This window comes from Duganella sp. GW821-FHT01E12 (genome assembly GCF_059422325.1).
Window position 1 is genome coordinate 422,827 of sequence record NZ_JBWKWR010000003.1, and the last position, 25,406, is coordinate 448,232.

29 protein-coding genes are annotated in these 25,406 nt (G+C 63.7%); 21 read left to right on the plus strand and 8 right to left on the minus strand.

All coding sequences use genetic code 11. The features are described from left to right. Window positions 1–3 precede the first annotated feature (3 nt). The 8 genes from AC07WS_RS11785 to AC07WS_RS11820 all read left to right on the plus strand — a co-directional run bounded on the left by AC07WS_RS11785 (window position 4) and on the right by AC07WS_RS11820 (window position 7,075). Window positions 4–1,896, plus strand: coding sequence for an acyl-CoA dehydrogenase (locus AC07WS_RS11785; RefSeq protein WP_494729243.1), 1,893 nt, complete (start codon window positions 4–6; stop codon window positions 1,894–1,896). Between the two features lie 14 nt (window positions 1,897–1,910). After that, a complete protein-coding gene (locus AC07WS_RS11790) occupies window positions 1,911–2,213 on the plus strand; it encodes a Dabb family protein (protein WP_494729244.1) in 303 nt (100 codons plus the stop codon). An 11-nt stretch (window positions 2,214–2,224) separates the two neighbouring features. Continuing rightward, window positions 2,225–3,007, plus strand: a complete 783-nt coding sequence (locus AC07WS_RS11795; RefSeq protein ID WP_494729245.1) for an SDR family oxidoreductase — start codon at window positions 2,225–2,227, stop codon at window positions 3,005–3,007. A 2-nt stretch (window positions 3,008–3,009) separates the two neighbouring features. Further along, window positions 3,010–4,020 carry an NADP-dependent oxidoreductase gene (locus AC07WS_RS11800; RefSeq protein WP_494729246.1) on the plus strand — a complete coding sequence of 337 codons (1,011 nt, stop codon included), beginning with the start codon at window positions 3,010–3,012 and terminating at the stop codon, window positions 4,018–4,020. Next, a complete protein-coding gene (locus AC07WS_RS11805) occupies window positions 4,017–4,922 on the plus strand; it encodes an SDR family oxidoreductase (protein ID WP_494729247.1) in 906 nt (301 codons plus the stop codon). Before AC07WS_RS11800 ends, AC07WS_RS11805 begins: the two co-directional genes overlap by 4 nt. 242 nt (window positions 4,923–5,164) lie before the next feature. Continuing rightward, the gene (locus AC07WS_RS11810; protein ID WP_494729248.1) at window positions 5,165–5,893 is read left to right on the plus strand and encodes a hypothetical protein; all 729 of its coding nucleotides are present in this window, start codon (window positions 5,165–5,167) and stop codon (window positions 5,891–5,893) included. Further along, window positions 5,890–6,339, plus strand: coding sequence for a GNAT family N-acetyltransferase (locus tag AC07WS_RS11815; RefSeq protein WP_494729249.1), 450 nt, complete (start codon window positions 5,890–5,892; stop codon window positions 6,337–6,339). Before AC07WS_RS11810 ends, AC07WS_RS11815 begins: the two co-directional genes overlap by 4 nt. A 55-nt stretch (window positions 6,340–6,394) precedes the next feature. Continuing rightward, complete coding sequence (locus AC07WS_RS11820; RefSeq protein ID WP_494729250.1) at window positions 6,395–7,075, plus strand: hypothetical protein; 681 nt, start codon at window positions 6,395–6,397, stop codon at window positions 7,073–7,075. A gap of 2 nt (window positions 7,076–7,077) precedes the next feature. Here the strand turns inward: AC07WS_RS11820 and AC07WS_RS11825 are convergent, their stop codons facing one another. Genes AC07WS_RS11825 through ygfZ form a run of 3 tightly spaced genes read right to left on the minus strand, consistent with a single transcriptional unit; the run spans window position 7,078 to window position 9,117 of the window. Then, window positions 7,078–7,821 (minus strand): NRDE family protein, encoded by a 744-nt coding sequence (locus tag AC07WS_RS11825; protein WP_494729251.1) that lies wholly within the window; start codon window positions 7,819–7,821, stop codon window positions 7,078–7,080. Next, entirely contained in the window at window positions 7,812–8,099 is a 288-nt protein-coding gene (locus AC07WS_RS11830; RefSeq protein ID WP_494729252.1) for a DUF4936 family protein, read from the minus strand. The genes AC07WS_RS11825 and AC07WS_RS11830 overlap by 10 nt, the downstream gene beginning before the upstream one ends. Window position 8,100: 1 nt before the next feature. Further along, a complete protein-coding gene (gene ygfZ / locus AC07WS_RS11835; protein ID WP_494729253.1) occupies window positions 8,101–9,117 on the minus strand; it encodes a CAF17-like 4Fe-4S cluster assembly/insertion protein YgfZ in 1,017 nt (338 codons plus the stop codon). A 156-nt stretch (window positions 9,118–9,273) separates the two neighbouring features. On the opposite strand from ygfZ, the gene mltG reads away from it, so the two are divergent. From mltG to AC07WS_RS11860, 5 genes are read left to right on the plus strand one after another with little or no spacing between them, the layout of a single operon-like run. Continuing rightward, window positions 9,274–10,263 carry an endolytic transglycosylase MltG gene (gene mltG / locus AC07WS_RS11840; RefSeq protein WP_494729254.1) on the plus strand — a complete coding sequence of 330 codons (990 nt, stop codon included), beginning with the start codon at window positions 9,274–9,276 and terminating at the stop codon, window positions 10,261–10,263. Window positions 10,264–10,277: 14 nt separating this feature from the next. Next, on the plus strand, window positions 10,278–10,901 hold the full coding sequence (gene tmk, locus AC07WS_RS11845; protein WP_494729255.1) for a dTMP kinase: 624 nt from the start codon (window positions 10,278–10,280) through the stop codon (window positions 10,899–10,901). 41 nt (window positions 10,902–10,942) lie between these two features. Further along, window positions 10,943–11,977: a DNA polymerase III subunit delta' gene (locus AC07WS_RS11850; RefSeq protein ID WP_494729256.1), complete on the plus strand. Its 1,035-nt coding sequence runs from the start codon at window positions 10,943–10,945 to the stop codon at window positions 11,975–11,977. A gap of 10 nt (window positions 11,978–11,987) precedes the next feature. Continuing rightward, window positions 11,988–12,368 (plus strand): PilZ domain-containing protein, encoded by a 381-nt coding sequence (locus AC07WS_RS11855; RefSeq protein ID WP_494729257.1) that lies wholly within the window; start codon window positions 11,988–11,990, stop codon window positions 12,366–12,368. A gap of 19 nt (window positions 12,369–12,387) precedes the next feature. Next, window positions 12,388–12,909, plus strand: coding sequence for a GNAT family N-acetyltransferase (locus AC07WS_RS11860; protein WP_494729258.1), 522 nt, complete (start codon window positions 12,388–12,390; stop codon window positions 12,907–12,909). Between the two features lie 3 nt (window positions 12,910–12,912). Here the strand turns inward: AC07WS_RS11860 and AC07WS_RS11865 are convergent, their stop codons facing one another. Beyond that, window positions 12,913–13,917, minus strand: a complete 1,005-nt coding sequence (locus AC07WS_RS11865) for an alpha/beta fold hydrolase (RefSeq protein WP_494729259.1) — start codon at window positions 13,915–13,917, stop codon at window positions 12,913–12,915. Between the two features lie 68 nt (window positions 13,918–13,985). On the opposite strand from AC07WS_RS11865, the gene AC07WS_RS11870 reads away from it, so the two are divergent. The 5 genes from AC07WS_RS11870 to AC07WS_RS11890 all read left to right on the plus strand — a co-directional run bounded on the left by AC07WS_RS11870 (window position 13,986) and on the right by AC07WS_RS11890 (window position 17,159). Further along, entirely contained in the window at window positions 13,986–14,765 is a 780-nt protein-coding gene (locus AC07WS_RS11870; protein WP_494729260.1) for a TatD family hydrolase, read from the plus strand. A 7-nt stretch (window positions 14,766–14,772) separates the two neighbouring features. Continuing rightward, window positions 14,773–15,444 carry an ankyrin repeat domain-containing protein gene (locus AC07WS_RS11875; protein ID WP_494729261.1) on the plus strand — a complete coding sequence of 224 codons (672 nt, stop codon included), beginning with the start codon at window positions 14,773–14,775 and terminating at the stop codon, window positions 15,442–15,444. Between the two features lie 156 nt (window positions 15,445–15,600). Beyond that, window positions 15,601–16,524 carry a class I SAM-dependent methyltransferase gene (locus AC07WS_RS11880; protein ID WP_494729262.1) on the plus strand — a complete coding sequence of 308 codons (924 nt, stop codon included), beginning with the start codon at window positions 15,601–15,603 and terminating at the stop codon, window positions 16,522–16,524. Between the two features lie 58 nt (window positions 16,525–16,582). Further along, a complete protein-coding gene (locus AC07WS_RS11885) occupies window positions 16,583–16,831 on the plus strand; it encodes a hypothetical protein (RefSeq protein WP_494729263.1) in 249 nt (82 codons plus the stop codon). 127 nt (window positions 16,832–16,958) lie between these two features. Further along, on the plus strand, window positions 16,959–17,159 hold the full coding sequence (locus AC07WS_RS11890; RefSeq protein ID WP_494729264.1) for a hypothetical protein: 201 nt from the start codon (window positions 16,959–16,961) through the stop codon (window positions 17,157–17,159). 30 nt (window positions 17,160–17,189) lie between these two features. On the opposite strand, the gene AC07WS_RS11895 is transcribed toward AC07WS_RS11890, so the two are convergent. From AC07WS_RS11895 to AC07WS_RS11905, 3 genes are all read right to left on the minus strand, one after another. Continuing rightward, window positions 17,190–17,648 carry an SRPBCC domain-containing protein gene (locus tag AC07WS_RS11895; protein ID WP_494729265.1) on the minus strand — a complete coding sequence of 153 codons (459 nt, stop codon included), beginning with the start codon at window positions 17,646–17,648 and terminating at the stop codon, window positions 17,190–17,192. After that, window positions 17,635–17,991: an ArsR/SmtB family transcription factor gene (locus tag AC07WS_RS11900; RefSeq protein WP_494729266.1), complete on the minus strand. Its 357-nt coding sequence runs from the start codon at window positions 17,989–17,991 to the stop codon at window positions 17,635–17,637. Before AC07WS_RS11900 ends, AC07WS_RS11895 begins: the two co-directional genes overlap by 14 nt. A gap of 62 nt (window positions 17,992–18,053) precedes the next feature. Then, window positions 18,054–19,196: a phospholipase A gene (locus AC07WS_RS11905; protein WP_494729267.1), complete on the minus strand. Its 1,143-nt coding sequence runs from the start codon at window positions 19,194–19,196 to the stop codon at window positions 18,054–18,056. A gap of 153 nt (window positions 19,197–19,349) precedes the next feature. Here AC07WS_RS11905 and fusA point away from each other — a divergent pair, with 153 nt between their 5' ends. After that, complete coding sequence (gene fusA, locus AC07WS_RS11910; protein WP_494729268.1) at window positions 19,350–21,461, plus strand: elongation factor G; 2,112 nt, start codon at window positions 19,350–19,352, stop codon at window positions 21,459–21,461. On the opposite strand, the gene AC07WS_RS11915 is transcribed toward fusA, so the two are convergent. Then, window positions 21,462–21,953, minus strand: a complete 492-nt coding sequence (locus AC07WS_RS11915; protein WP_494729269.1) for a hypothetical protein — start codon at window positions 21,951–21,953, stop codon at window positions 21,462–21,464. Between the two features lie 450 nt (window positions 21,954–22,403). Here AC07WS_RS11915 and AC07WS_RS11920 point away from each other — a divergent pair, with 450 nt between their 5' ends. Further along, a complete protein-coding gene (locus AC07WS_RS11920; protein WP_494729270.1) occupies window positions 22,404–24,074 on the plus strand; it encodes a PAS domain-containing protein in 1,671 nt (556 codons plus the stop codon). Window positions 24,075–24,079: 5 nt separating this feature from the next. Continuing rightward, window positions 24,080–25,405: a sensor histidine kinase gene (locus AC07WS_RS11925; protein WP_494729271.1), complete on the plus strand. Its 1,326-nt coding sequence runs from the start codon at window positions 24,080–24,082 to the stop codon at window positions 25,403–25,405. The last annotated feature ends 1 nt before the right edge of the window (window position 25,406 follow it).

A 25,406-nucleotide genomic window follows, 5' to 3' on the forward strand; every position in this document is an offset into this window, starting at 1 on the left:
GCGATGCGCTCGCTACTGCTGTCGCGCCGCGACCTCGGCTTCATGCTGTACGAGTGGCTGGATGCGGAGGCGCTGACCCGGCGCGCCCGCTTCAGCGATCACAACCGCGAAACCTTCGATGCCGCCCTCGACACGGCCGAGCAGCTCGCCACCGAGCTGTTCGCGCCGCACAACAAGAAGGGCGACAGCGAGGAGCCGCACGCCGTGCAGGGCGAACGCTGCCTCAGCGTGCGGATGATCCCGGAGGTGAAGACGGCGCTCGACGCCTACTCCGCCGCCGGCCTGATGGCGGCCGGCCAGGACTACGAACACGGCGGCATGCAGCTGCCGGTGGTGGTGCAGAAGACCTTGGCCGCTTACTTCACGGCAGCCAACGTCGCCACCAGCGCCTACACGTTTTTGACCATGAGCGGGGCCAATACCCTGCTCAAGAGCGGCACGCCGGAGCAGGTGCGCCGCTACGCCCGGCCGATGTTCGCCGGCCGCTACTTCGGCACCATGTGCCTGTCGGAGCCGCAGGCCGGTTCCAGCCTGTCCGACATCAGCAGCCGCGCCGTGCCCGATCCGCAGCCCGGCCTGGAGGGCGAGCGCCAGTTCCGCCTGAGCGGCAACAAGATGTGGATCTCGGCCGGCGAGCACGAACTGTCGGACAACATCGTCCACCTGGTGCTGGCCAAGATACCCGGCCCGGACGGCAAGCCGATCCCCGGCGTGAAGGGCATCTCGCTGTTCATCGTGCCCAAGTTCCTGGTCAACGACGACGGCAGCCTTGGCGAGCGCAACGACGTCGTGCTGGCCGGCCTGAATCACAAGATGGGCAATCGCGGCACCAGCAACTGCCTGCTCAACTTCGGCGAAGGGAAGTTCCAACCGCAGGGCAAGGGCGGCGCCATCGGCTACCTGGTCGGCCAGCCGCACCAGGGCCTGGCCAATATGTTCCACATGATGAACGAGGCGCGCATCGCGGTCGGCCTGGGCGCGGCGGTGCTGGGCTACACCGGCTACCTGCACGCGCTGGACTACGCGCGCAACCGCCCCCAGGGCCGCCATCCGGCGCAGAAAGATCCGGCCCAGCCGCAAATACCGATCATCGAACACACCGATGTGCGGCGCATGCTGCTGGCGCAGAAGGCCTACGTGGAGGGCGGCCTCGGCCTGGTGCTGTACAGCGCCCGCCTGGTCGACGAGCAGAACAGCGCCGAGACGCCGGAAGCGCGCGAACACGCGGGCCGCCTGCTGGACTTCCTGACGCCGATCACCAAATCGTGGCCGTCGCAATGGTGCGTGGAAGCCAACAGCCTGGCGATCCAGGTGCATGGCGGCTACGGCTACACGCGCGAGTACAACGTCGAGCAGTTTTATCGCGACAACCGGCTCAACGCCATCCACGAAGGCACGCACGGCATCCACGGGCTGGACCTGCTGGGCCGCAAGGCCACCATGCAGGACGGCGCCTTGTTCAAGGCTTTCGGCGCCGAGTTGCGCAAGACGGTGCGTAAGGTGCGCGGCAGCGTCGGCGCGCCCGATGCGTTCCCGTCCGGGCTGGCGGAGATCGGCCAGCAGCTGCTGGCGCACGCCGATGCGCTGGACGCGGCCTGGCAGGCAGTGGAAGTCGTCACGCAAAAGCTGTATGCTGCCGGCGACATGAATAAAACCCTGGCCAACGCCAGCCTGTACCTGGAAGCGGTCGGCCACGTGGTGGTCGCCTGGATCTGGTTGCAGCAAGCCCTGTTGGCCGCGGCCGCGTTGAATGGCGGCGACGCCGACTTCTATCGTGGCAAGCTGCAAGCCTGCCGCTATTTCTTCCGCTGGGAGTTGCCGAAGGTCGAACAGCAGCTGGAACTGCTGGCCAGCATAGACACCACCACGCTCGACATGCGCGACGCGTGGTTCTAACCGAGCGAGACAAGATGATCAAGCACATCGTAATGTGGAAACTGAAGGACCATGCCGAGGGCGCCGACCGCGCCGCCAACGCGGCCAGGATGAAGGCGCTGCTGGAGGGCTGCGTCGGCCTGGTGCCGGGCCTGCTGAAGCTGGAAGCCGTCGTGGCCCAGCCCGGCCTGGAGGCGACGTACGACGTGATGTTGTACTCCGAGTTCACCGACAAGGCAGCGCTGGACGAATACCAGAACCATCCCGACCATGTGGCGATGAAGCCGTTCTTCGTCGCCGTGCGCGACGCGCGCCAGTGCATGGACTACGAAATCTAAGGACACCGACTATGCGTACAACTCAAGAATTGTTTTCCCTGGCCGGCAAGACCGCGCTGATCACCGGCGGCTCGCGCGGACTGGGCCTGCAAATCGCGCTGGCGCTGGGCGAGCAGGGCGCCCAGGTCGTCATCTCCTCGCGCAAGCAGGCGGACCTGGACGAGGCGGTGGCCTTCCTGACCGGCCACGGCGTCAAGGCCCACGCCATCGCCGCCGATCTGTCGCAGGACGCCCACGCGGACGCGCTGGTGACGGCAGCCCTGGCCCACCTCGGCCACATCGACATCCTGATCAACAACGCCGGCGCCAGCTGGGGTGCGCCGGCCGAGGACCACCCGGTCGAAGCCTGGGACAAGGTGATGAACCTGAACATCCGCAGCATCTTCGTGGTGTCGCAGCTGGTGGGCAAGCGCTCGATGATCCCGCGCGGTTACGGCCGCATCATCAACATCGCCTCGATCGCCGGCCTGGCCGGCAATCCGCCGGGCACCATGCAGACCATCGCCTACAACACGTCGAAGGGCGCGCTGGTCAACTTCACGCGCACCTTGGCGGGAGAGTGGGGGCGCCACGGCATCACCGTCAACGCGCTCGCGCCGGGCTTCTTCCCGTCGAAGATGACCAAGGGCCTGCTGGAAAAACTGGGACCGGACGAACTGTCCAAGGACGCCCCGCTGGGCCGCCTGGGCGACGACGAGGACTTGAAAGGCGCGGCGGTGCTGTTCGCCTCCGACGCGGGCAAGCACATCACCGGCCAGATCCTGGCGGTGGACGGCGGCGTCTCGGCGGTCTGACGATGACGGAGCTACCCAAGACTTTCCGCCGCATCGTGATGGCCTCGCGTCCGCGCGGGCCTGTGGCGGCCGAGAACTTCCGGATGGAGACGGTGGACGTGCGCGCACTGGAGGACGGCGAGGTCCTGGTGCGCAACCACTACCTGTCGCTGGACCCGTACATGCGCGGGCGCATGAGCGCGGCCAAGAGCTACGCCACCTCGCAGCAGCTGGACCACACCATGATAGGCGGCACCGTCGGCCAGGTGGTGGCCTCGCGCAACGACTACTTCCAGGTCGGCGAATTCGTCGGCGGCATGCTGGGCTGGGCCGAGATGGGCGTGTCCGATGGCGTGCTGCTGCGCAAGCTCGACACCACCCGCATTCCGCTGTCGGCCTACCTCGGCGTGGTCGGCATGCCGGGCATGGCGGCGTGGTATGGCTTCAACCAGATCCTTGAGGCGGGCGCGGGCGACACGGTGGTGGTGTCGGCCGCCAGCGGCGCGGTCGGCAGCGTGGTCGGGCAGCTGGCCAGGCTGCGCGGCTGCCACGTGGTCGGCATCGCCGGCGGGCCGGAGAAATGCGAGTATGTCGTCAAGCAGTTGGGCTTCGACGCCTGCGTCGACTACAAGGCCGGCAATCTGGAGGCCGATTTGGCGGCGGCCACGCCGGACGGCGTCGACGCCATCTTTGAAAACGTCGGCGGGGCCTGCCTCGACGCCGCGCTGGCGCGCACCAACGCCTACGCCCGCGTGGCGCTGTGCGGCCTGATCGCCGGCTTCGGCGGCCAGGAACTTCCGATCAAGAACTCACGTCTGCTGTTGATCAACCGCCTGACGCTGCGCGGCTTCATCGTCACCGAGCACATGGAATTCTGGCAGCAGGGCTTGCAGGAGCTGGCCGTGCTGGTCGCCAATCATCAGATCAAATACCGCGAAACGGTAGCGGAAGGCCTCGCGGCCGCGCCGCAAGCGTTCATGGGCCTGCTGCAAGGGCATAACTTCGGCAAACAACTGGTCAAGCTCATCCAATGAAAACATTCAGGGACAAGGTCGTCGTCATCACCGGCGGCGCAAGCGGTTTGGGGCGCGAATTCGCCAACGTGGCGGCGCGCGAAGGCATGAAGCTGGTGCTGGCCGACGTACAGGCCGACGCGCTGGAACGGGCGGCCGACGCGCTCAGGTCGCAAGGCGCCAGCGTCATCGCGCGCCTGTGCGACGTGCGCAAGGGCGAACAGGTGCAGGCGCTGGCCGACGCCGCCGTCGCCGAATTCGGCGCCGTGCATCTGGTGTTCAACAACGCCGGCGTCGGTTCCGGCGGGCTGATCTGGGAAAACACCGAGGCCGATTGGGAGTGGGTGATGGGCGTGAACGTGTGGGGCGTGATCCACGGCGTGCGCATCTTCACCAGGCTGATGCTGGAATCGGCCAGGAATGACGCTTCGTTCGAAGGCCACATCGTCAACACGGCGTCGATGGCTGGTCTGCTGAACGCGCCGGCGATGGGCGTGTACAACGTCTCCAAGCATGCGGTGGTGGCGTTGTCGGAGACCTTGTACCAGGACTTGCAACTGGTCGGCGCGCCGATCGGGGCGTCGGTGCTGTGCCCGTATTTCGTGCCGACCGGGATCAGCCAGTCGCACCGCAACCGGCCCGAGGACGTGCGCATGACGCAGGGCCCGACCGCCAGTCAGCTGGCGGCGCAGGCCATGACGGACAAGGCGGTTTCGTCGGGCAAGGTGTCGGCGCAGGATGTGGCGGAGATGACGTTCAAGGCCATCGCCGACGGCGACTTCTACATCTATTCGCATCCGGGCGCGCTGGCCGGCGTGCAGGAACGCATGGAGCACATCGTCGCAGGCAGCAATCCCGGCGATCCGTACGCCGCCACGCCGCACGTGCGCGAGGCGTTGCGGGCGAAGATGAAGTTGGGCTGATCTTGCGGGCATGTTAATCTTATGCCAAGCCAATTCTCCCACATGCCATGGTTCGCACTAGAAGACTGTATCTTTTACTGTCAGTGATCGTCGCTTCCGCGCTCATCTGGAGGGGTGTCGATTTGCTGACCCAGCCTCCCGTCGCAGCCGCCACTCCTTTCCATTTGCCATCTGGCTCGCAGCCGCATGGCGCAGCTCTGCGGCAGGCTACGCCGCCGCCACCGGGTCAGGCGGCGGCCTCCATGCCTGCCGTAGCAACGGTCGAAGAAATGGTGCGCGACGCGGCGGGTGATCCCGAGAAGTCCCTTGCAGCCTTCCAGAAAATCGAAGAATGCCTGACCCTGGAGAACGACAAGGAAATTGTCGACAACAGGGAAATGAAAATCACCAGGGAGGACGGCGGTACACAAATCCAGTTCGTCGATCACAAGGCCGGCGAGAAAACACTGCAAGCGCTACGCCTGGCATGCGCCGGCTTGACCGGCAGGACCAGGCTGGATCGTTTCCACCTGCTGGAGTACGCAGTCGAGGGGCACGCATCCATGGCTTTGGCGGCCTACATCTTCGCTGGTCCGCACGGCGACCGCGACGCGCTGCGGGCGCGCCCGGACGATCCAGCCGTGATCGAATGGCGCCGCGATGCTCTGAAGAGGCTGGACGAGAGCGTCGCCCAAGGCTATCTCGACGCCGTGATGCTGAACACCTCCTGCCATATCGCATTGGGCAGCCCCGTAACCTCGCAGGAGCTTTATATGGAACACCTTGCGGCCAACAAAATACTTGGCGCCATCAATTCTGACAATGGGGCCTTCCCGCAGGAGATGCTCGACGGCTGGATCAAGGAAATCAGCACCCGGCAACGTGCCGATGCGGAGGCGCAGGCGGAGCGTATCTTCCAGGCATGGAAGATACGCACGAAGTCGCCGCATGCGACAATTACGCCTTCCGTAACTAGCCAAGCAAGCCGATGACCCTCACCGCCAAACACGACATCCGCACCGGAGACTGGACCGCCCTCAACGCCGACGCCAAGTTGATACGCTTTGAAGTCTTCGTCGAGGAACAGCAAGTCCCGGCCGAGCTGGAGATGGACCACATGGACGCGGTCTGCCTGCACGCGGTGGCTTACGACGCCAGCGGCACGCCGGTCGGCACCGGCCGCCTGCTGCCGGACGGGCACATCGGCCGCATGGCGGTGCGCCGCTACGCGCGCGGCACCGGCGTCGGCGGCGCCTTGCTGCAAACCCTGATGGTGCAGGCGCGCGCCCGTGGCGACCGGCAAGTGGTGCTGAGCTCGCAATCCCATGCGGCGCCGTTCTACGAGCGCCACGGCTTCGCCATCGACGGCGACGAATTCTTCGAGGCCGGTATCGCCCACATCAACATGCAGTACACCTTTCAAGAAGCGCAGCCATGAACGGCTGGGGCAAGGCGTTCGATCAACTGGCCACCTACACGAGGTCGCAATAAGAATGGGGCGCGCCTTCACCGCTTATTTCCTTGCGTGCGTGCTGGTCAGCCTGGTTTTCGGCCCTGGCGCCTTCCTGGTCCTGCCGTTCTGCCTGATCGAGGTGGCGTTGATCGCAGGACCGATCTTTTGGTTGTGCCGGCGTTTGGGCTATTTAAACTGGTGGAGCGCCGTGCTGGCCGGCTTGTGTTGCTCAGGCTTGCTATTTTTCGCGGACATTCAAGGGAATGTGCTGCGCGCGGAATTGTATGCGCCCATGCACGCGGCATGGTGCGTGGCCGCCGGAATAGTCGGCGGTCTGGTCTTCTGGTGGGCCGGCTTGTATCGGAACGCCGCATTTCCAGCGGTGCCGGGCGGGCGGCCGTGGGCCATGCTGGCGATGCTGCCGCTGTTGGCGTTGGCTTGCGCCGTGTATTTGAGGTGCGAAACCGAGAGCTTGTTGGTGGGACGGTTGCTGGCGACGGGCGGCCCGCCTATCCCCGGCATGAGTAACCAGTCCACGGTCAGCGTGCGCCTGCCAAGCGGGGAGACGGTGCATGCCATGGTGAGCGCGAAGACGGACAGGCCATCGCGCCCCGATATGTGTGCGCTGCTGACTAGCCGGGCGGAATTGTGGTCGGGGCGCCGCTTGTACTGGCTGGATTACTACATGGACGAGCACTTCAAGGATTACGACAAATGCTGAAACTAGTGGATCAGCATCTCGTGCAAGGTCGCCGGCGCCTGCGCATACAGCTTGACCACCGTCGAGGTGCGGGTGCCGTAGCTCGGGCTTTCGATGCGCACCGCCGACAAGGTGCGCTCCAGGTCCAGCGGCACGCCGGTTTCGGGCAGGCGCTGGTCCGGCGCGGGGGTGGTGTCGGCCAGCATTTCGAAGAAGGCGTCGTCCGGCGCGCCCAGGCACAGCAGGCTGGCGAACTGGGCCTTGGTCTTGAGCACCTTGGGCCAGGGCGCGTCCAGCAGTCCGTTCGACAGGCCGTACACGCCCGGTTCGAGCGGCTTGCCATTGCGCGGGTCGCCGTCGCCACGGTTGGAGAACCAGATCAGCGTGTCGCCGTCGCTCAGCACCAGGTTGAAGCCGTTGTAGGCGGGCGCGCCGGCGCGGATGGCGTCGACGTATTCCTGCGGCGTCATGCTCCCGGCCAGGAAGTCGGCCACCAGGCGCCCGCGCGACGGTGCGTCGTCGCGGTGCTCGGACGGCGCGCGGATGTTGGTGATGGCGGCGAAGCGCGAGGCCTTGCCGTCCGCCGCCGGCCGGGTGATGCCCATCCAGCTGCCGCCGGCCTGCAGGTCGCGGCCGGCGAAGATCTGCGGATGCTCGGGCCACGCGGCCGCCGGCGCGGTGGCGCGCTGGTAGAACTCGTCGCGGTTGGCGGCGGCAACCAGCGGTACGGCCGGGATCACCCGCCAGGCAAAGACGATCAGGCACATGGGACTAAATCCGTAAAGACTTCGGTGTGGCGCGGTCCGGCGGTCCAGACGGCCAGACCGGCTTGTTCGACGGCGGCGTCCAGCGCGGCACCGAAGCCGGCCGGCGTGGCGGCGTAGACTTCCATCCACGTCTGCTTGCCGTCCTTGCCTTCCGGGCGGCGCTTGAGCTGGCACGCCACGCCATGCCGCGCGCCCAGCGCGGCCTGCATCGGGACGACCGCCGCCAGCAAGGACGCCGCGTCGGCGTCCTTGACCTGATAGTAAATGTAGAGGTCCATGCTAGAGGTCGAGAGGGTCCAGCACGTAGGGCATGTCGAGGAAGGTCAGCGGCACGCCGTCCGCCGAACCGAGGCGAACCGAGGCCGCTTCGATGGCGGCCAGCTTCATTTCCACCAGCGCGTCGATGCCGCCCTTGCCGTTGGGCGCGGCGTTGACGATCATGCCGCACGGTTGCTCGGGATCGGCGGTGGCGAACACTTCCACGCCGGCCGCGGCTGCCGCGTCGGCGATGCTGACCAGCGTGGTGCGCCGCTTGAGCTTGCCCAGGTACTGGCTGCGCGCGACGATTTCCTGCCCGGGGTAGCAACCCTTCTTGAAGTTGACGCCGCCCAGCAGCTCGAAGTTGACCATCTGCGGCACGAACTGTTCCTGCGTGGCCTTGGCGATCTGCGGAATGCCGGCGTGGATTTCCGACAGATGCCAGGCATCGGTGCGGCCCACCGACAACTTGGCGGCCAGTTCCGGCACCACCGTGTGCGCCACTTCGGCCGACATCAGCCACTGGTAGCGCGGCGCGCCGAACACGTCGGCCACGCGGATCAGCGTGCCCAGCGGATGGTCGAGCTTGGTGAACGGCTTGGCCGGCAGCGGGTCAAACCAGTTTTGCAGCGCCTCTTCGGCCATGCCGCCGCCCAGGCCGAGCATGACCTGGTTGGCCGGCAGTTCGGTCGCGTCGCTGAGCTTCGTCTTGGCGCGCAGCACGAACATCGCCAGCCGCTTCTGCACCGGCGCCTGGATCTCGCGCGGCAGCTGCAGGAAGATGGTGGTCTCGTTACGCCACATCAGGAACGAGGCCAGCAGGCGGCCCTTGGGCGAGCAATACCCGGCCAGGCGCACTTCGCCCGCGCCCAGGTGCTCGACGTCGTTAGTCAGCTGATTGTGCAGGAAACTGGCCGATTCCTCGCCGTCCAGCGCGATCAGGCCCTGGTCGCCGAGCGGGGCGACAAAGCCCACGGCCAGCTGGGTGGTGGTCAGCGCCTGGGCTTGCTGTGCTAAAAGTTCATTCCAAGAAGACATAATTTCCAATAATTTGACGATTAAAGCATTATCATTACGGGCTCATTATAGTGATGTCGGACGGATCGCGTCGGATGCCGCGCAAAACGCGGCACTGGCGGACTGTGCCAAGAAGTGGCAAGCTGTGCGACTTGTTCCAACCCTATGGCTTTAACAATGGCTTTTATTAAAAAAATCATCACCTTGTGCATCATGCTGGCGCTCGCCGGCGGCGCTTATTTCATGTACTGGTCGCAGCATCCGATCATCGGCGATGAGATCGAAGCCATAGAATTCAACATCGCGCCCGGCAGCGGCGCCCACGCCGCCGGCCAGCAGATCGCCGAGGCGGGCGTACCCATCGAGCCGATGCTGTTCAACCTGCTCGCGCGCGTGACCGGCAAGAGCGCCAGGCTGAAGGCCGGCACATACGAGCTCAAGCCCGGCACCACGCCGCTGCGCCTGATCGAGCAGCTGGTGCGCGGCGAGTTCGCGCAGGAACAGCTGACCATCATCGAAGGCTGGACCTTCCGCCAGATGCGGGCCGCCATCGCCGCCCACAAGGGGCTGAAGCACGATACGGTCGCCATGTCGGACAAGGAAGTGATGAAGGCCATCGCCTCCGAGTACAAGCTGCCGGAAGGCCTGTTCTTCCCGGACACCTATCTGTTCGCCAAGGGCGCCAGCGACCTGCAGATCTACAAGCAGGCGCACGCCATGCTGCTGACCCGCCTGAGCGAGGCCTGGGACAAGCGCGATCCGGCGCTGCCGTACAAGACGCCGTACGAGGCGCTGACCATGGCCTCCATTGTGGAAAAGGAAACCGGGCAGAAGTCCGAGCGCGGCATGATAGCGGGCGTGTTCGTCAACCGCCTGAAGCTGGGCATGCTGCTGCAAACCGATCCGACCGTCATCTACGGCATGGGCAATAAATACGACGGCAAGATCCACAAATCGGATCTGGAGACCGACACCCCGTACAATACCTACACGCGCACCGGCCTGCCGCCGACCCCGATCGCCTTGCCGGGCGTGCAATCGCTGTCGGCTGCGCTGGCGCCGGCCAAGACGCCGGCCCTGTATTTCGTCTCCAAGGGCAACGGCACCAGCCAGTTTTCAGATAATTTGACCGACCATAACCGGGCGGTGAACAAGTTCCAAAGATAAGTTTTAGGCAATTCATGACTCAACACCGCGGTAAATTCATCACCTTCGAAGGCATAGACGGCGCCGGAAAATCGACCCACATCGCCTTTGTCGGCGACTATCTCAAGGCGCGCGGCGTCGACCTGGTCAGCTCGCGCGAGCCGGGCGGCACGCCGCTGGGCGAAAAGCTGCGCGAACTGGTGCTGCACGAAAAAATGCACCTGGAAACCGAGGCGCTGCTGATGTTCGCCAGCCGGCGCGAGCACATCGCGCAGGTGATCGAGCCGGCGCTGCATCGCGGCGCATGGGCCATCTCCGACCGCTTCACCGACGCCAGCTTCGCCTACCAGGGCGGCGGGCGCGGCATGGACCTGGCCAAGCTGGAGGCGCTGGAGCACTGGGTGCATCCGCATCTGCAGCCGGATTTGACGCTGCTGTTCGACGTGCCGCTGGAAGTGGCGCGCGCGCGGCTGGACGCCACCCGTGCGCTGGACAAGTTCGAGCAGGAGAAGGCCGACTTCTTCGCTTCCACCCGCAACGAGTACCTGCGCCGGGCCACGCAATTCGCGGCCCGCTTCCGCGTGATCGACTCGACCCAGTCCATCGCAGACATCCAGGTCCAGATCGCGGCCATCCTCGACCAATTGCTTGCACTTTAAAAGTATTGCATAAGCGCTTGTTTTAAAACAGAATACCAATAATGAGCAATTCCATATATCCGTGGCAGGAAGCGTCCTGGCAGCAGCTGCAACTGCTGCGCCAGCGCATGCCGCACGCCATCCTGTTCCATGGCGCCGCCGGGATAGGCAAGTCCGACTTCATCGAGCGCTTCGCCCAGGGCTTGCTGTGCGAGGCGGTGCTGCCGGACGGCCACGCCTGCGGCCAGTGCGCCTCCTGCGGCTGGTTCTCCCAGCAAAACCACCCGGACTACCGGCGCGTGCGGCCGGAGGCGCTGGAAGACGAGCCCACCGGCGAAGGCGAGGAGGGCGACGGCGAGGCCAAGAAGACCGCCAAGTCGGCCAAGGCGCCGTCCAAAGAGATCAAGATCGAGCAGATCCGCAACCTGGCGGACTTCATGAACATTTCCACCCACCGCCAGGGGCTGCGGGTGGTGGTGCTGTATCCGGCCGAGGCGCTGAACATGCCGGCCTCCAACGCGCTGCTGAAGACGCTGGAGGAACCGCCTCCGGGCACGGTGTTCCTGCTGGCCTCCAACAGCCTGGACCGGCTGCTGCCGACCATCCTGTCGCGCTGCCGCAAGTTCGCGCTGCCGATGCCCAGCCACGCCGAGGCGCTGGCCTGGCTGAAGTCGCAGGGCGTGCCGGACGCCGACAGCTGGCTGCGCGAGCAGGGTGGCGCGCCGCTGGCGGCCATGGCCCAGGCCGAAGTGGGCAACCGCGACGATCTGGAAGTGCTGCTGCAGCTGCTGGCCCATCCGAGCGTCGAAGGGGCGTTGAAAGTTGCCGACAAACTGCAAAAAGTGCCTCTGAGTGCACAGGTTTCTTGGTTGCAGCGCTGGCTTTATGATGTGTTTTCCTACAAACTGGCGGGTAACATCCGGTACTATCCTCGTTACCAGAAGGAACTAGCCAGCCTGGCCGGCAAGATCCACGTCAGCCGCCTGCTGGCCGCGATCAAGGGCGCCAACGAGCGGCGGGCGACGGCCGATCACCCCCTGTCGCCCAAGCTGTTCCTGGAGGATATGTTGCTCGAATACGCCGCCTGCTGCGCCTGAAAGGGATTCAATGTCTGCTGCCAGCCCTCTCGATCCGAACACCGTGCCTCTCGCGCGGCCGACGGTATTGTCGCTGGCGATCAAGGAGAAGGCCGCGCTGTATGCGGCCTACATGCCTTTCCTGAAGAACGGCGGCATGTTCGTGCCGACCCAGAAGCCGTACAAGATCGGCGACGAGATCTACCTGATCCTGGCGCTGATGGACGATACCAACAAATACCCGATCGCCGGCAAGGTTGCCTGGATCACGCCGGCCGGCGCGCACAACAACAAGGCGCAGGGCATAGGCGTGCACTTCCCGGAAGACGAAAGCGGCCAGCGGGCCCGTCTGCGCATCGAAGAAATCCTCGGCGCGGCGCTGCGTTCCTCGCGCGCCACGCATACGCTTTAATCCCTCATCGTCTTCCGATATGACCACTGCCTTCCGCCATCGCCTCGCCACGCTTGATGATTTGCCCACGATAGTCGCCATCTACAACAGCACCGTCGCCTCGCGCGAAGTCACGGCCGATACCGAGCCGGTGTCGGTGGAGTCGCGGCTGGCCTGGTTCCACGAGCATACGCCGGAGAAGCGCCCGCTGTGGATCATCGAGCGCGCCGACGATGCTTCCAGCCAGCCGGAAGTGCTGGGCTGGATGTCGTACTCGAATTTTTATGGCCGTCCCGCATACTCGGGCACGTCGGAGATTTCGATCTACATTGCCGAGGCCTGGCGCGGCAAGGGCATAGGCGGCTACTGCATCGCCCAGGCCATCGCCCATGCGCCCACCATCAAGGTGCACACCTTGCTGGGCTTTATCTTCGGCCACAACAAGCCCAGCCTGGGCCTGTTCGCCAAATTCGGCTTCGAGACCTGGGCCAACCTGCCCAGGGTGGCCAATCTGGACGGCATCGAGCGCGACCTGATCATCGTGGGCAAGCGCGTCGCGTAAGCGCTACTTCAGCGCGCGGTCGACCGCTGCACGGATCTGGCCGGTCGCGCAGACCACCGCCGAGTGGCCGCAATCGCCTTCCAACACCGTGGCCGTGGCGTGGATCTTGCGCGCGAAGGCCAGCGCCGGCGCCGGATTGACGATCAAGTCCTGGCGCGGGTTGATGACGTGGACCCGCGCTTTGACCTTTGCGGCGGCATCGTCGCCGATGTCCTGCGCCAGGAAGGCGCGCATTTGCCAGCGCATGTCGTTGGCGTCGGCCGCGTCCGGGTCGTCGGCGATCGTCTCGGCGATGAATTTGTCCACGTCGGCCGGCTTGGTCTGGGCCGCGCGATAGGCCGGCGTGTCGAAATTCAGCGAAAAAATCTGGTGGTACAGCGGCAGTTTTGGGTTTTGCTTGTACTCGCCGTTGGCGTAATCGGGATCGGCCAGCATCGCCGCCTCCTCGGTGCGCCAGAACAGCAGGTCGTAGCTGGTCTGGCGCGTTGTGCCGGCAATCGGCACGGCCACGTCCATGTAGCCGGGATGGCTGACCATCCACTGGAACGTCTGGCTCGCGCCCATCGAGTAGCCGACGATCGCGTGGACATGCTTGAGGCCGAGCTTTTCGTTCAGCAGGCGGTATTCGGATTCCACCATGTCGCGCACCGTGAAGGCCGGGAAGGCCGTGCCGTGCTGCGTCACACTGTTGGACGGCGAGCAGGCCACGCCATTGCCGATCGCATCGACCACGATCACGTAGCGGCCGTCGGTATTGAACAGTCCCTTGGGCCCGAGCAGCGCGACCGCTTCGGCGCTCTTGCCGGTATGCCAGGGCAGGAACACGACCGCGTTGGAGCGGGCCGCGTTCAGGGTGCCGATGGTGCGGTAGCCGAGCTTGCAGTCCTTGATGACGGCGCCGCTTTCCAGGCGCACGTCGCCGAGATCGGCGTATTGCTGGGGCGGCGGCTCGGCGGCAGCGGCCAGCGGCAGGGCAAGCGCGAGGGCAAGCGGAATGCGGACGGTCATCGGGCGGACTCCTGAATTGATTGGGAACGCCGATTCTAGGCCAGGCGCGCTTGGGTTACAATCACGGCATGTTTATCGATTCCCATTGCCACATCAATTTCCCCGAGCTGGCTGCTCGCATGCCCGAAATCCTGGCCAAGATGGCCGACAACAAGGTCACCCACGCGCTGTGCGTGTCGGTCGACCTGCCGGATTTTCCACAAGTGCTGGCGCTGGCCCATGAGTATCCGCACATCTACGCCTCGGTTGGCGTGCATCCGGATTATGAGGACACGCCCGAACCGACCGTCGAACAGCTGGTGGAACTGGCCAACGACCCGAAGATCATCGCCATCGGCGAGACCGGGCTGGATTATTTCCGCCTGCAAGGCGACCTGGAATGGCAGCGCGAGCGCTTCCGCACCCACATCAAAGCGTCAAGAATCACGCGCAAGCCCTTGATTATCCACACCCGCAACGCCAGCGAAGACACGATACGCATCATGCGCGAAGAAGGCGCCGGCACGGAGGCGGGCGGCGTGGCCGGTGTGATGCATTGCTTTACCGAGTCGCTGGAAGTGGCGCGCGCGGCGATCGAGATGGGGTTCTACATCTCGTTCTCCGGCATCGTGACCTTCAAGAGCGCCAAGGATCTGCAGGCGGTGGCGCAGGAAGTGCCGCTGGAACGCATCCTGATCGAGACCGATTCGCCGTATTTGGCGCCGATGCCCCATCGCGGCAAGATGAACGAGCCGGGCTTCGTGGCCCACGTCGGCGAGTACATCGCCAAGCTCAAGGGCATCCCGGTGGAGCAGGTCGCCGAGCAGACGACTGCCAATTTCTTCAAACTATTCAATGTGGTAGCGTGATTTCCTGATGCTGAATCTATCCAAACGCCGCTTGCTGTTGGCCGCGCTGGCCGCTGCTTTGACGATGCCTTTGTTGGCCGCCGAGCAGACCGAGGATGAAGTCGATCTGTTCCGCGCCGTCCAACTGGACAACGTCTCCGGCGTCAAAAAGCTGTTGGAACGCGGACTGAGCCCCAATCTGCGCGAGCCGGGCGGCGAGACCGCACTGATCGTCGCAATGCGCTACGAAGCCTATCGGGTCGCCACCTTGTTGATGGATCAGCCCGGCATTGACCTGGAAGCCAAGGCGCCCAACGGCAACACCGCGCTGATGATGGCGGCCTTCCGTCAAAGCAAGGCCACCGTGCTGGACATGATCAAGCGCGGCGCGCAGGTGAACCAGAAAGGCTGGACCGCCTTGCATTACGCGGCGGCCGCCGGCAGCACCGACATCGTCGGCATCCTGCTGGAGCACCACGCCTACATCGACGCCGAATCCCCATCCGGCATGACGCCGCTGATGATCGCCGCCCGCGAGGGCCAGGAAAAAGTCGTGGAATTATTGCTGGAGCAGGGCGCCGACGCGACCCTGAAGGACGGCGGCTTCCACCTGACAGCCGCCGGGTTCGCGACCAAGGCCGACAAGCCCTGGATCACGAAAACCATCGAAGCCCACCTGGCCGAGAAGGCCAAGCGCTGACCGGCCCGTGTGCCGCCCAGCGCAGGTAGCAAAAACACAAGGCAGGAATTGACCGGTCTTTCGAGCGTAGTTCGCGGCTTCAGCTTGGGAGTGTGTTGGCGATAATGCTTCCAGTGCATTGCCTCCAGACACAATGCTCATTAACCAAGGATATCCATGCTGAACGAACGCGAGATTGAAAGCTGCTATCTGGGGCAATTCATTCCAGTCCACTACCATCACAACATGCTGATGGATCAAAACCGTATGCACGGCTTCAAGTCGGCCATCGACTACGCGGTCAAGCCCGGCGCCAAGGTGCTGGAGCTGGGCGGCGGCACCGGGGTGCTGTCATGGTTCGCGGCGGCCAAGGCGGACAAGGTGTATTGCGTGGAGTTCAATCCCGACATGGTCAAGGAAGCCCGCAAGATGCTGGCCCTGAACCCCAACGGCGAAAAGGTCGAAGTGGTCCATGCCGACGCCTTTGAATATCTGCCGCCGGAGCCGGTCGACGTCGTCATCTGCGAGATGATCCATGTCGGCATGCTGCGCGAGAAGCAGGTGGAGGTGATCGAATCGTTCAAGCGCCGCTATACCGAGCGCTTCGGCGGCCCGCTGCCGGTGTTCCTGCCCGAGGCCGTCATCATGGCGGTCCAGCCGCTGCAGCAGGAATACGACTTCGAAGGCTTCTACGCACCCATCGTGCAGTTCCAGGAAACCAACGTGATCTATCCGGGCACCGTGGAAGTGGCGCAGCCGGCGGTCTACAGCATCATCGACTTCAACCAGCCGAACGACCTGACCTACGCATGGCAGGGCAAGTTCGTGGTCGAGCGCAGCGGCGAGATCAACGCCATGCGCTTCGTGACCAAGAACATCCTGGCCGTGGTGTCTGAGCGTTCGACCACCATCGACTGGCTCAACCACTACATGACGCTGCCGCTGGCCAACCCGGTCAAGGCGCGCGAGGGCGATGTGCTGCAGGTGAGCTTCCAGTACCGCGCCGGCGGTTCGATCCCGTCGCTGCAGGCGTCGCTGCGGGCGGAAATCCTGTACGAAGCGGCGCTGCAACCGGCCAGCCACGTGCCGGTCTTTGCCTAAAAGCCCTTCCCGCGGGTCGTTCTGAAGCGTATATTTCGTCTTTTGCAGAGAGAAATATATGGAACAGAACGACCAACGCTACCTCATCCAACAAAACAAGATCGCCGACGGCGACCAGAAACCGCCCGTGTTTGCCAAGGTCATGCGCAGCAAGGAAGGCGTGTTTGAAGGCGTTTCCTTCATCAAATCCAAGGAAAAGGCCTCGGTGCTGACCATCGAGCAAGCCAACCAGGCGATCGAATGGGCCGCCAAGAAGAAGCCGAACGCCCACGAGTACGTCACCAAGATCATCTGCGTCGGCCAGTAATCCCGTTCATCCCCCGTTTTGCGCGATTGATCGCAGTTTTCTGCGCTTGGTCGCATGCCAATTGCCCGGACGGCAGCGCCGCACTACAGTGATCGCATTGACAACGCAACTGCATCGGGAGCATCTCATGTTCGGATTTTTGCTGTGGCTGGTTTTGCTGTTTCTGTGCTGGCCGCTGGCTTTGCTGGCGCTGCTGCTCTATCCCTTGTTCTGGCTGCTCACCTTGCCATTTCGCCTGATCGGCATCGGTGTCGAGGGCGTGTTCGAGCTGCTGCGCGCCGTGGTCATGCTGCCGGCGCGCATCCTGCGCGGCTCGCCGGGGCGCTGACAGGCGCCGCCGGCGTCGCTCGCGCCACTATCAAGCCAGGTTTTCCCTGATGTAGGCTTCGAGTTTGGCCATGTGCTGCTTGCCGCCTTCGACGGCGCCGAATTTCTCAATCACCTCGTCGCGCGATTCCTTGTCGGGATAGACCTGGCGCAGAACAAGGAGGGTGCCGCTGCCGGCTTCCTGTAGCGTGATGCTCGCTTCGAACCAGACCCGTTTGCCACAGCCTTGATCGTACACCAGCCGGGACGGCGGCGTGATTTCCTTGAATACCAAGTGGTTGGGGTAGCGGGTGCCGTTGGGCGCCACCATGTCGAAGGTCCAGCTGCCGCCGACCCGGAAATCCATGCTGACACCTTCGTTCCGGAAGCCGTCCGGGCCCCACCACCGGTTCACGTGCTCGGGCTCAGTCATGGCCTTCCAGATCAGCTCCCGGCTAAAGGGCAGCTCGCGCTGCAGTATCAGTTCGCGTTCGGTTTCATTCGATGTCATCGTCGTTTCCTTTCTGTTTTTCCAGGGTATGCAGATAGTCTTCCAGGCGGTCCAGGCGGGACTCCCAGATCTTGCGTTGCTCGTCTATCCATCCTGACGCCGTTTCCAGACTTGCCTTTTCCAGACGGCAGGGCCGCCATTGCGCATTCCTGCCACGGCTGATCAAGTTGGCGTTTTCCAGCACTTTCAGGTGCTTGGTGATTGCTGGCATGGACATATCGAACGGCTGCGCCAATTCGGTCACCGTGGCCTCGCCCCTGCCCAGGCGCGCCAGCATTGCGCGCCGCGCCGGATGGGCCAGGGCGGTGAAGACCGCGTCCAGTTGATGTTCGTATTTAACCATGTGGTTAAATTAACGCGAAAAACGCCGCCTGTCAATGGGTGACGACGGCAATGCAGATTTTCTTAGAAGTCGACCAGGAAGCCGGCGCCCACCGACTTTTGTTTGTAGTTGTAATCGATCAGGCTTTGGCCATAGCCGCTGAACACCTGCAGGTAGCCCTTCAGGTTGGCCACCACCGGATAAGCCCAGCCGGCCTGCAGGGCGCCGCGTCCGGTCTTGAAGTTGTGGCGCGCCATCAGCGAGAACTCGTGGCCGTCGCTGCGGTAGCTCAGGTTCAGGTCGCCATGCCCCAGGTAGTCGACGATGTCGATGTTGTCGTTGTCCGAGCGGGCGTTGTCCAGGCGCTTCCAGATGCGCAATTGCGCCGCCAGCTTGCCGTGCTCAGCGCCCACTTCCGCATACATCCGGTTCCAGCTGCGCGACAGCGTCGACGTTTGCCCGTTCGACTGGTGCATCACGGCCAGGGTCAGGTAGCGGATGTCGAGCGCGCTACCCAGATCCAGGTTCAGCGGCGTGGTCAGCATCAGCTCGGGCTGGTAGTTGGTTTCGCGGAAGGGGCTGGAGGCGGCGCGGTTGTAGGCTTGCCAGAAGCTGTTCTGGGTGTAGCCGAACCACAGGTCGACCGGCGTCTTGAACGCTTGCTCGATTATCTTCATCTTGAAGCTGAGCTGGTAAGTCAGTTCCGTGTGCTGGGATTTGATGCCGGCCGGCGTGAAATTCTCAAAAGGCGCATCATTGGAGCTGGTGCTGTAATTGGCCAGCAGCAGATAGGTGTCGTGATGCGGCCGGAAATTGAACACGCCGCGCTTGGCCGAACGGTCCAGCTCCCACCACTGCACCATGCGCGAGACGGTGTCTTCCGGCGGAATGGTGGTGATGGCTGCCACCTTGGGCGGCAGCAGCGGCGCGGCGGGCGGTTCGTCCGGCTGGGTGCTCGAAGGCTGGGTCAGCGCGGTGGCCAGCTTGCTGATCTTGCCGGAATCGGGCACGCCGACCGCGGCCGAGCCCACGCCTTGCAGCGCGGGGCCGGTCTTGGCCAGGGCATCGTAACAGGCAAGGCGGGCGCTGGCGTCGCCCAGCACGGAGCAGCGTTCGATGCGCAGTTCCAGGTCGGTTGCCGCCGGCGGCGTGGGGGATTGGGCCGAGGCCAGAGCCGGAGCCAGGCCAAAGGAAAGAAGCAGGGCGTGTTTATAGCGTACAGTCATGTGGGTCTTTCAGTTAAACTTGCAACTTATTCTACAGACTATATTAATTGCCGCTAGTCATGTCGCACGTATGGGAACCCGGCCGCACTTGAAATCCGCCGTTATCGCCGCACGTGAGACTTCCTGCATTCACATTGCACCAAGGAGAGAATGATGACCCGCAAGACCCCCATCGAGCGTTACCGCAATATTGGCATCAGCGCGCACATCGACGCTGGCAAGACCACGACCACGGAGCGCATCCTGTTTTATACCGGCGTCAACCACAAGATCGGCGAGGTGCACAACGGCGCCGCGACGATGGACTGGATGGAGCAGGAACAGGAACGCGGGATCACCATCACCTCGGCCGCCACCACCGCCTTCTGGAAAGGCATGGCGGGCAATTTCCCCGAGCACCGCATCAACATCATCGACACGCCCGGCCACGTCGACTTCACCATCGAGGTCGAGCGTTCCATGCGCGTGCTGGACGGCGCCGTCATGGTGTATGACGCGGTCGGCGGCGTGCAGCCGCAGTCGGAAACCGTGTGGCGCCAGGCGAACAAGTACGCCGTGCCGCGCATCGCCTTCATCAACAAGATGGACCGCGTCGGCGCGGACTTCTTCCGCGTGCGCGAGCAGATCGCCACGCGGCTGAAGGGCGTCGCCATTCCGATCCAGATTCCGCTGGGCGCCGAGGACAACTTCCACGGCGTGGTGGACCTGGTCAAGATGCGCGCGATTAACTGGGACGACGAGAGCCTGGGCGTCAAGTTCACCTACGAGGACATCCCTGCGCACCTGCAGGCGCTGGCCCAGGAGTGGCACGACAAGATGGTCGAGGCCGCAGCCGAGGGTTCGCCCGAGCTGCTGGAAAAATACCTGGACGGCGGCGTGCTGAGCGAGGACGAGATCAAGGCCGGCCTGCGCGCGCGCACCATCCGCAACGAGATCGTGCCGATGCTGGCCGGCAGCGCCTTCAAGAACCGGGGCGTGCAGGCGATGCTGGACGCGGTGGTCGAGTACCTGCCGTCGCCGGTGGACGTGCCCGCCATCGCCGGCCACGACGAGGACGACAATCCGATCGAGCGCCATCCGAACGACAGCGATCCGTTCTCCGCGCTGGCGTTCAAGATCATGACCGACCCGTTCGTCGGCCAGCTGACCTTCTTCCGCGTGTATTCGGGCGTGGTCAATTCCGGCGACACGGTCTACAACCCGACCAAGAGCCAGAAGGAACGGCTGGGCCGCATCCTGCAGATGCACGCCAACGAGCGCAAGGAGATCAAGGAAGTCTACGCCGGCGACATCGCGGCGGCAGTGGGCCTGAAGGGCGTGACCACCGGCGACACCCTGAGCTCGCCGGACCACGTGATCGTGCTGGAAAAGATGATCTTCCCCGAGCCGGTGATCTCGCAGGCGGTCGAGCCCAAGACCAAGGCCGACCAGGAAAAGATGGGCATCGCCCTGAACCGGCTGGCGCAGGAAGACCCGTCGTTCCGCGTGCACACGGACGAGGAATCGGGCCAGACCATCATGTCCGGCATGGGCGAGCTGCACTTGGAGATCCTGGTGGACCGCATGCGGCGCGAGTTCGGCGTCGAGGCGACGGTGGGCAAGCCCCAGGTGGCGTATCGCGAGACCATCCAGCGCACGGCCAGCGACGTCGAAGGCAAGTTCGTCAAGCAGTCCGGCGGGCGCGGGCAGTACGGCCACGTGGTGCTGACGCTCGAGCCTTTGGAGCCGGGCAAGGGTTACGAGTTCGTCGACGCCATCAAGGGCGGCGTGGTGCCGCGCGAGTTCATCCCGGCGGTCGACAAGGGCGTGCAGGAGACCTTGCGCAGCGGCGTACTGGCCGGCTATCCGGTGGTGGACGTCAAGGTCACGCTGACCTTCGGCTCCTACCACGATGTCGACTCGAACGAGAACGCCTTCCGCATGGCCGGCTCGATGGCCTTCAAGGACGGCATGCGGCGCGCCGACCCGGTGTTGCTGGAGCCGATGATGCAGGTGGAGGTGGAAACGCCGGAAGAGTTCATGGGCAACGCCATGGGCGACCTGACGGCGCGGCGCGGCATGGTGCAGGGGATGGACGAGATCCCCGGCGGCGGCGGCAAGATCATCCGCGCGCTGGTGCCGCTGGCCGAGATGTTCGGCTACTCCACCACGCTACGCTCGCTGACGCAGGGCCGGGCCACGTACACGATGGAGTTCAAGCACTACGCGGCCGTGCCCAAGCACATCCTCGATCAGATCGCCGTCTCGTCCAAGGCGCGCCACTGATCAGTCGAAAACCTTCAGCTTGAGCTGGACGGAAATGGCGCCGTAGAGCCGGTCCTTATAGGTCGGCACGATGGCGACATTGACGCCCACGCTCTTGTATTCGAAGCTGGCGGTGGGGATGGCCGCCAGGAACCAGCCGCCGTCGCGCATCTTCGGATAGCCGCTGAAGCCGCCCGCGACCGCGCCCAGCCGCACCGGGCCGATCTTCCACGGCTGGTAGTACACGCCCACGTAGTTCGAGTAGGCGCGGTCGCTGTTGTAGAAGCGGCCCGCCGTGGCCGACGCCACCGTCGAGAAGCGGTACTCGCCGCCCAGGCCGGGATTGCTGTCGTTCAGGCCCTTGTCGCGCTGAAAATGGTAGGAGTAGAAGCCGCCGTTCAGCCACACTTCCTTCAGCGGCGCCGATTCGATGGTCTCGAAGGTGTCGGCCGCCGCCGCGCCGGACAGGCTGGCCAGCAGCACCGCGCCGGCAATACGCAAACTTTTGATCATCCGAAGCTTTCTTCGTCATGTTGTGGACGTTGGATTATAGCGAAGGATCGCGGCATGCAGCGCCAGCAGTTGATGCTGATGTCGCGCATCGCGGCGCGGCTGAAGAAACTTGATGCCCAAGGTGACGCTCCTCTACCAGGCGGCACGACGTTAACGACCTCGACCTACCAGCGCCGTCATTTCTGCGCCAGATCAAGTTTTCAAATATGGCGGCGTGTAAGGCCGCATCGGCCTGATGCAGTTGTGCACAAATATCAAGTATTTGATGGACCATCCAAATTGCTGCGAGTACACTGCCATTTAGAACGGCACCATATACCGGCTGGTCTAGTGACTTGTGTATGAATATTGACTTGATTATTTCGTGCCGTTGTACGGCATGCGCTCGGGTGAATATCTAGTCGCAAAGCGGGCTCCGTATCATCAACTTTTTTTTGAGAAGGCACAGATATGTCCTCGCGCAGCGGCCCAGCTTCCGGCAGCGACGGTCCTTTGGCGACCACCAACGAACAATCCGAGTTTTTGCAGAACATATTGGAGTCGTCGACTGAGTACTCCATCATCGGCAAGGACTTGCGGGGCAAGATTCAGCTGTGGAACGCCGGTGCGCGCAGGCTGTATGGCTACGAGCCGGAGGATGTCATCGACAAGGCCAATTCGGCGATGCTGCACACGCCGGAAGATATCGCCGCCGGCCGACCCGAACAGATCATGGCGGCGGCTATGGAGAAGGGCAAGTGGGAAGGCACATTGACGCGTGTGCGGAAAAATGGTTCCCATTTCACGGCGCGGGTGGTCATCACGCCGCGCCGTGACAGCGCAGGCAAGGCCATCGGCTATCTGTTGATTTCCAAGGACATCTCCGACGAAATTCGCCTTACCGAGGAGCTCAGGGCAACGCAATTCTATGCGCGCAGCCTGATCGAAGCGTCGCTCGATCCGCTGGTTACTATCAGCCCGGAGGGCAAGATCACCGACGTCAACGAGGGGTCGATCAAGGTCACCGGCGTGCCGCGCGAGAAGCTGATCGGCACCGACTTCTCCGATTACTTCACCGAGCCGGACAAGGCGCGCGAAGGCTATCAGCAAGTGTTCTCCCGCGGTGCGGTCACCGACTATCCGCTGACCATCCGGCATAAGGACGGGCGTCTTATCGACGTGCTGTATAACGCCTCCGTGTACAAGGATGCGCAGGGCAATGTGCTGGGGGTGTTTGCCGCCGCGCGCGACGTAACGGCGCAAAAGCAGGCCTCGCAGTATGCGCGCAGCCTGATCGAAGCGTCGCTCGATCCGCTGGTCACCATCAGCCCGGAAGGCAAGATCACCGACGTCAATGAAGGATCGATCAAGGTCACCGGCGTGCCGCGCGGGAAGCTGATCGGCACCGACTTCTCCGACTATTTCACCGAACCGGCCAGGGCCCGCGAGGGATACGAGCAGGTGTTTGCCGAAGGCTATGTCACCGACTATCCGTTGACCATTCGCGGCAAGGACGGCAGCCTGACAGACGTGTTGTATAACGCGTCCGTGTACAAGGATGCGCGTGGCAACGTGCTGGGCGTTTTTGCCGCCGCGCGCGACGTCACCGCGCAGAAGCAGGCATCGCAATATGCCCGCAGTCTGATCGAGGCCTCACTCGATCCGCTGGTCACCATCAGCGCCGAAGGCAAGATCACCGACGTCAATGCGGCGTCCGCCGAAATCACCGGTTTGCCGCGGGAAAAACTGATCGGCACCGACTTTTCCGATTATTTCACCGAGCCGGAAAAGGCCCGCGAAGGCTACAAGCAGGTGTTCGACAAGGGCCTGGTGTCGAACTATCCGCTGACCATACGCCATCGCGACAGTAAGCTCACCGACGTGCTGTACAACGCTTCGGTGTACAAGGACACGCGCGGCAACGTGCTGGGGGTGTTTGCCGCCGCGCGCGATGTGACGGCGCAGAAGAAGGCCGAGGCCGAAGTGGCCGAGCAACGCACCAAGGAATTGGAACGGCTGGCCGAGCTCGAACGTTTTCAACGGCTGACCGTCGGACGCGAGCTCAAGATGATCGAGCTGAAGAAGGAAATCGAGGAACATAAGCGGGCGATCGGCCAGTTAAGAACCGCCGAGGGCAGGTGACGCGCATGCAAGACCTTCAGGCATACGGCCCCGACCCCGACCAGCGATTCAGCCAGGAGGAGTATGCCAGGGCGGTCATCAATATCCTGGACGACGCCGCCGAGGAGCGCGCGCGCCTGCACGACGCGCAGCGCGCGGTGCTCAACATCCTGGAGGATGCCGCCGAAGAAAGAACGTTGCTGGAACTGACCCAAAGGGCGGTGCTCAACATCCTGGACGATTCCGGGGTCGAAAAGATCCGCCTCGAGGAAATGCAAAAGGCCGTCTTGAATATCCTCGATGATCTGGCAGGAGAAATGGAGGAGCGCACGCATTTGGAGGAGCGCTTCCGTTCCTTGTTGGAGACTGCGCCGGACGCCATCGTCATCGTCGACGAGGCGGGCCGGATCGTGCTGGTGAACGCGCAGACCGAATCCCTGTTCGGCTACGCGCGCCAGGAGCTGCTCGGATCGACCATCGAGGTGCTGCTCCCGGAACGGTTCAAAGGCAAGCATCCGCAGCACCGGACGCGCTTTACCGTTGAGCCAAGGGTGCGTCCGATGGGGGCCGACCTGGAGCTGTACGGGCGGCGCAAGGACGGCAGCGAGTTTCCGACTGAAATCCTGCTGAGTCCAGTGGTAACCGATGAAGGCGCTCTGGTGTCGGCAGCTATCCGCGACGTCACCCGCACCAAGGAGATCGAGCACCAAATCCGCGCCTCGTTGAAGGAGAAGGAGGCGCTGCTGCAGGAGATACACCACCGGGTGAAGAACAATCTGCAGATTATCGCCAGCCTGTTGTCGCTGCAATCGGGCTATATCAGCGACCCGCAAACGTTGCGGCAGTTCCAGGATAGCCAGGGCCGCATCCGTTCGATGGCCCTGATCCATGAAAAACTCTACCAGTCGGAGACGCTGGCCGCGGTCGATCTGGCGGATTACGTGCGCTCGTTGACGGGCATCCTGATGCGCTCCTATTCAGCCAATGCCCAGGTCCGGCTGGAATGCCGGACGGACCCGGCGATGGTCACGATCGACACCGCCGTGCCGCTAGGGCTGATGCTCAATGAGTTGGTGACCAACGCGCTGAAGTACGCCTTCCCGGCCGGACGGCTGGGCTGTTTGACGGTGAGCCTGCGCTCGCTGGCTGACGGCGATATGTCCTTGCTGGTACAGGATGACGGCATCGGCATGCCGGCGGATTTTCAGCTGGAACTGGTGGGCTCCTTGGGCTTGCGCCTGGTCCGCATGTTCGCCAAGCAGTTGCGGGCCGATGTCGCCATGCGCTCCGTGCCCGGCCATACTTCTTTCGAGTTTCGCATCAAGGAGCCGGCGATCAGGTCGCCGTCGTAAA

Excerpts from the sequence above, each read along its gene's own strand:
- AC07WS_RS11785 (WP_494729243.1), top strand. The coding sequence starts at position 4 with ATGCGCTCGCTACTGCTGTCGCGCCGCGACCTCGGCTTCATGCTGTAC.
- AC07WS_RS11830 (WP_494729252.1), bottom strand. The coding sequence starts at position 8,099 with ATGGACCTCTACATTTACTATCAGGTCAAGGACGCCGACGCGGCGTCC.
- AC07WS_RS11920 (WP_494729270.1), top strand. The coding sequence starts at position 22,404 with ATGTCCTCGCGCAGCGGCCCAGCTTCCGGCAGCGACGGTCCTTTGGCG.
- AC07WS_RS11870 (WP_494729260.1), top strand. The coding sequence starts at position 13,986 with ATGTTTATCGATTCCCATTGCCACATCAATTTCCCCGAGCTGGCTGCT.
- AC07WS_RS11790 (WP_494729244.1), top strand. The coding sequence starts at position 1,911 with ATGATCAAGCACATCGTAATGTGGAAACTGAAGGACCATGCCGAGGGC.
- AC07WS_RS11875 (WP_494729261.1), top strand. The coding sequence starts at position 14,773 with ATGCTGAATCTATCCAAACGCCGCTTGCTGTTGGCCGCGCTGGCCGCT.
- AC07WS_RS11795 (WP_494729245.1), top strand. The coding sequence starts at position 2,225 with ATGCGTACAACTCAAGAATTGTTTTCCCTGGCCGGCAAGACCGCGCTG.
- AC07WS_RS11850 (WP_494729256.1), top strand. The coding sequence starts at position 10,943 with ATGAGCAATTCCATATATCCGTGGCAGGAAGCGTCCTGGCAGCAGCTG.
- AC07WS_RS11885 (WP_494729263.1), top strand. The coding sequence starts at position 16,583 with ATGGAACAGAACGACCAACGCTACCTCATCCAACAAAACAAGATCGCC.
- AC07WS_RS11915 (WP_494729269.1), bottom strand. The coding sequence starts at position 21,953 with ATGATCAAAAGTTTGCGTATTGCCGGCGCGGTGCTGCTGGCCAGCCTG.
- mltG (WP_494729254.1), top strand. The coding sequence starts at position 9,274 with ATGGCTTTTATTAAAAAAATCATCACCTTGTGCATCATGCTGGCGCTC.
- ygfZ (WP_494729253.1), bottom strand. The coding sequence starts at position 9,117 with ATGTCTTCTTGGAATGAACTTTTAGCACAGCAAGCCCAGGCGCTGACC.
- tmk (WP_494729255.1), top strand. The coding sequence starts at position 10,278 with ATGACTCAACACCGCGGTAAATTCATCACCTTCGAAGGCATAGACGGC.
- fusA (WP_494729268.1), top strand. The coding sequence starts at position 19,350 with ATGACCCGCAAGACCCCCATCGAGCGTTACCGCAATATTGGCATCAGC.
- AC07WS_RS11925 (WP_494729271.1), top strand. The coding sequence starts at position 24,080 with ATGCAAGACCTTCAGGCATACGGCCCCGACCCCGACCAGCGATTCAGC.
- AC07WS_RS11865 (WP_494729259.1), bottom strand. The coding sequence starts at position 13,917 with ATGACCGTCCGCATTCCGCTTGCCCTCGCGCTTGCCCTGCCGCTGGCC.
- AC07WS_RS11810 (WP_494729248.1), top strand. The coding sequence starts at position 5,165 with ATGCCTGCCGTAGCAACGGTCGAAGAAATGGTGCGCGACGCGGCGGGT.
- AC07WS_RS11905 (WP_494729267.1), bottom strand. The coding sequence starts at position 19,196 with ATGACTGTACGCTATAAACACGCCCTGCTTCTTTCCTTTGGCCTGGCT.
- AC07WS_RS11815 (WP_494729249.1), top strand. The coding sequence starts at position 5,890 with ATGACCCTCACCGCCAAACACGACATCCGCACCGGAGACTGGACCGCC.
- AC07WS_RS11855 (WP_494729257.1), top strand. The coding sequence starts at position 11,988 with ATGTCTGCTGCCAGCCCTCTCGATCCGAACACCGTGCCTCTCGCGCGG.
- AC07WS_RS11825 (WP_494729251.1), bottom strand. The coding sequence starts at position 7,821 with ATGTGCCTGATCGTCTTTGCCTGGCGGGTGATCCCGGCCGTACCGCTG.
- AC07WS_RS11860 (WP_494729258.1), top strand. The coding sequence starts at position 12,388 with ATGACCACTGCCTTCCGCCATCGCCTCGCCACGCTTGATGATTTGCCC.
- AC07WS_RS11880 (WP_494729262.1), top strand. The coding sequence starts at position 15,601 with ATGCTGAACGAACGCGAGATTGAAAGCTGCTATCTGGGGCAATTCATT.
- AC07WS_RS11820 (WP_494729250.1), top strand. The coding sequence starts at position 6,395 with ATGGGGCGCGCCTTCACCGCTTATTTCCTTGCGTGCGTGCTGGTCAGC.
- AC07WS_RS11890 (WP_494729264.1), top strand. The coding sequence starts at position 16,959 with ATGTTCGGATTTTTGCTGTGGCTGGTTTTGCTGTTTCTGTGCTGGCCG.
- AC07WS_RS11805 (WP_494729247.1), top strand. The coding sequence starts at position 4,017 with ATGAAAACATTCAGGGACAAGGTCGTCGTCATCACCGGCGGCGCAAGC.
- AC07WS_RS11900 (WP_494729266.1), bottom strand. The coding sequence starts at position 17,991 with ATGGTTAAATACGAACATCAACTGGACGCGGTCTTCACCGCCCTGGCC.
- AC07WS_RS11895 (WP_494729265.1), bottom strand. The coding sequence starts at position 17,648 with ATGACATCGAATGAAACCGAACGCGAACTGATACTGCAGCGCGAGCTG.
- AC07WS_RS11800 (WP_494729246.1), top strand. The coding sequence starts at position 3,010 with ATGACGGAGCTACCCAAGACTTTCCGCCGCATCGTGATGGCCTCGCGT.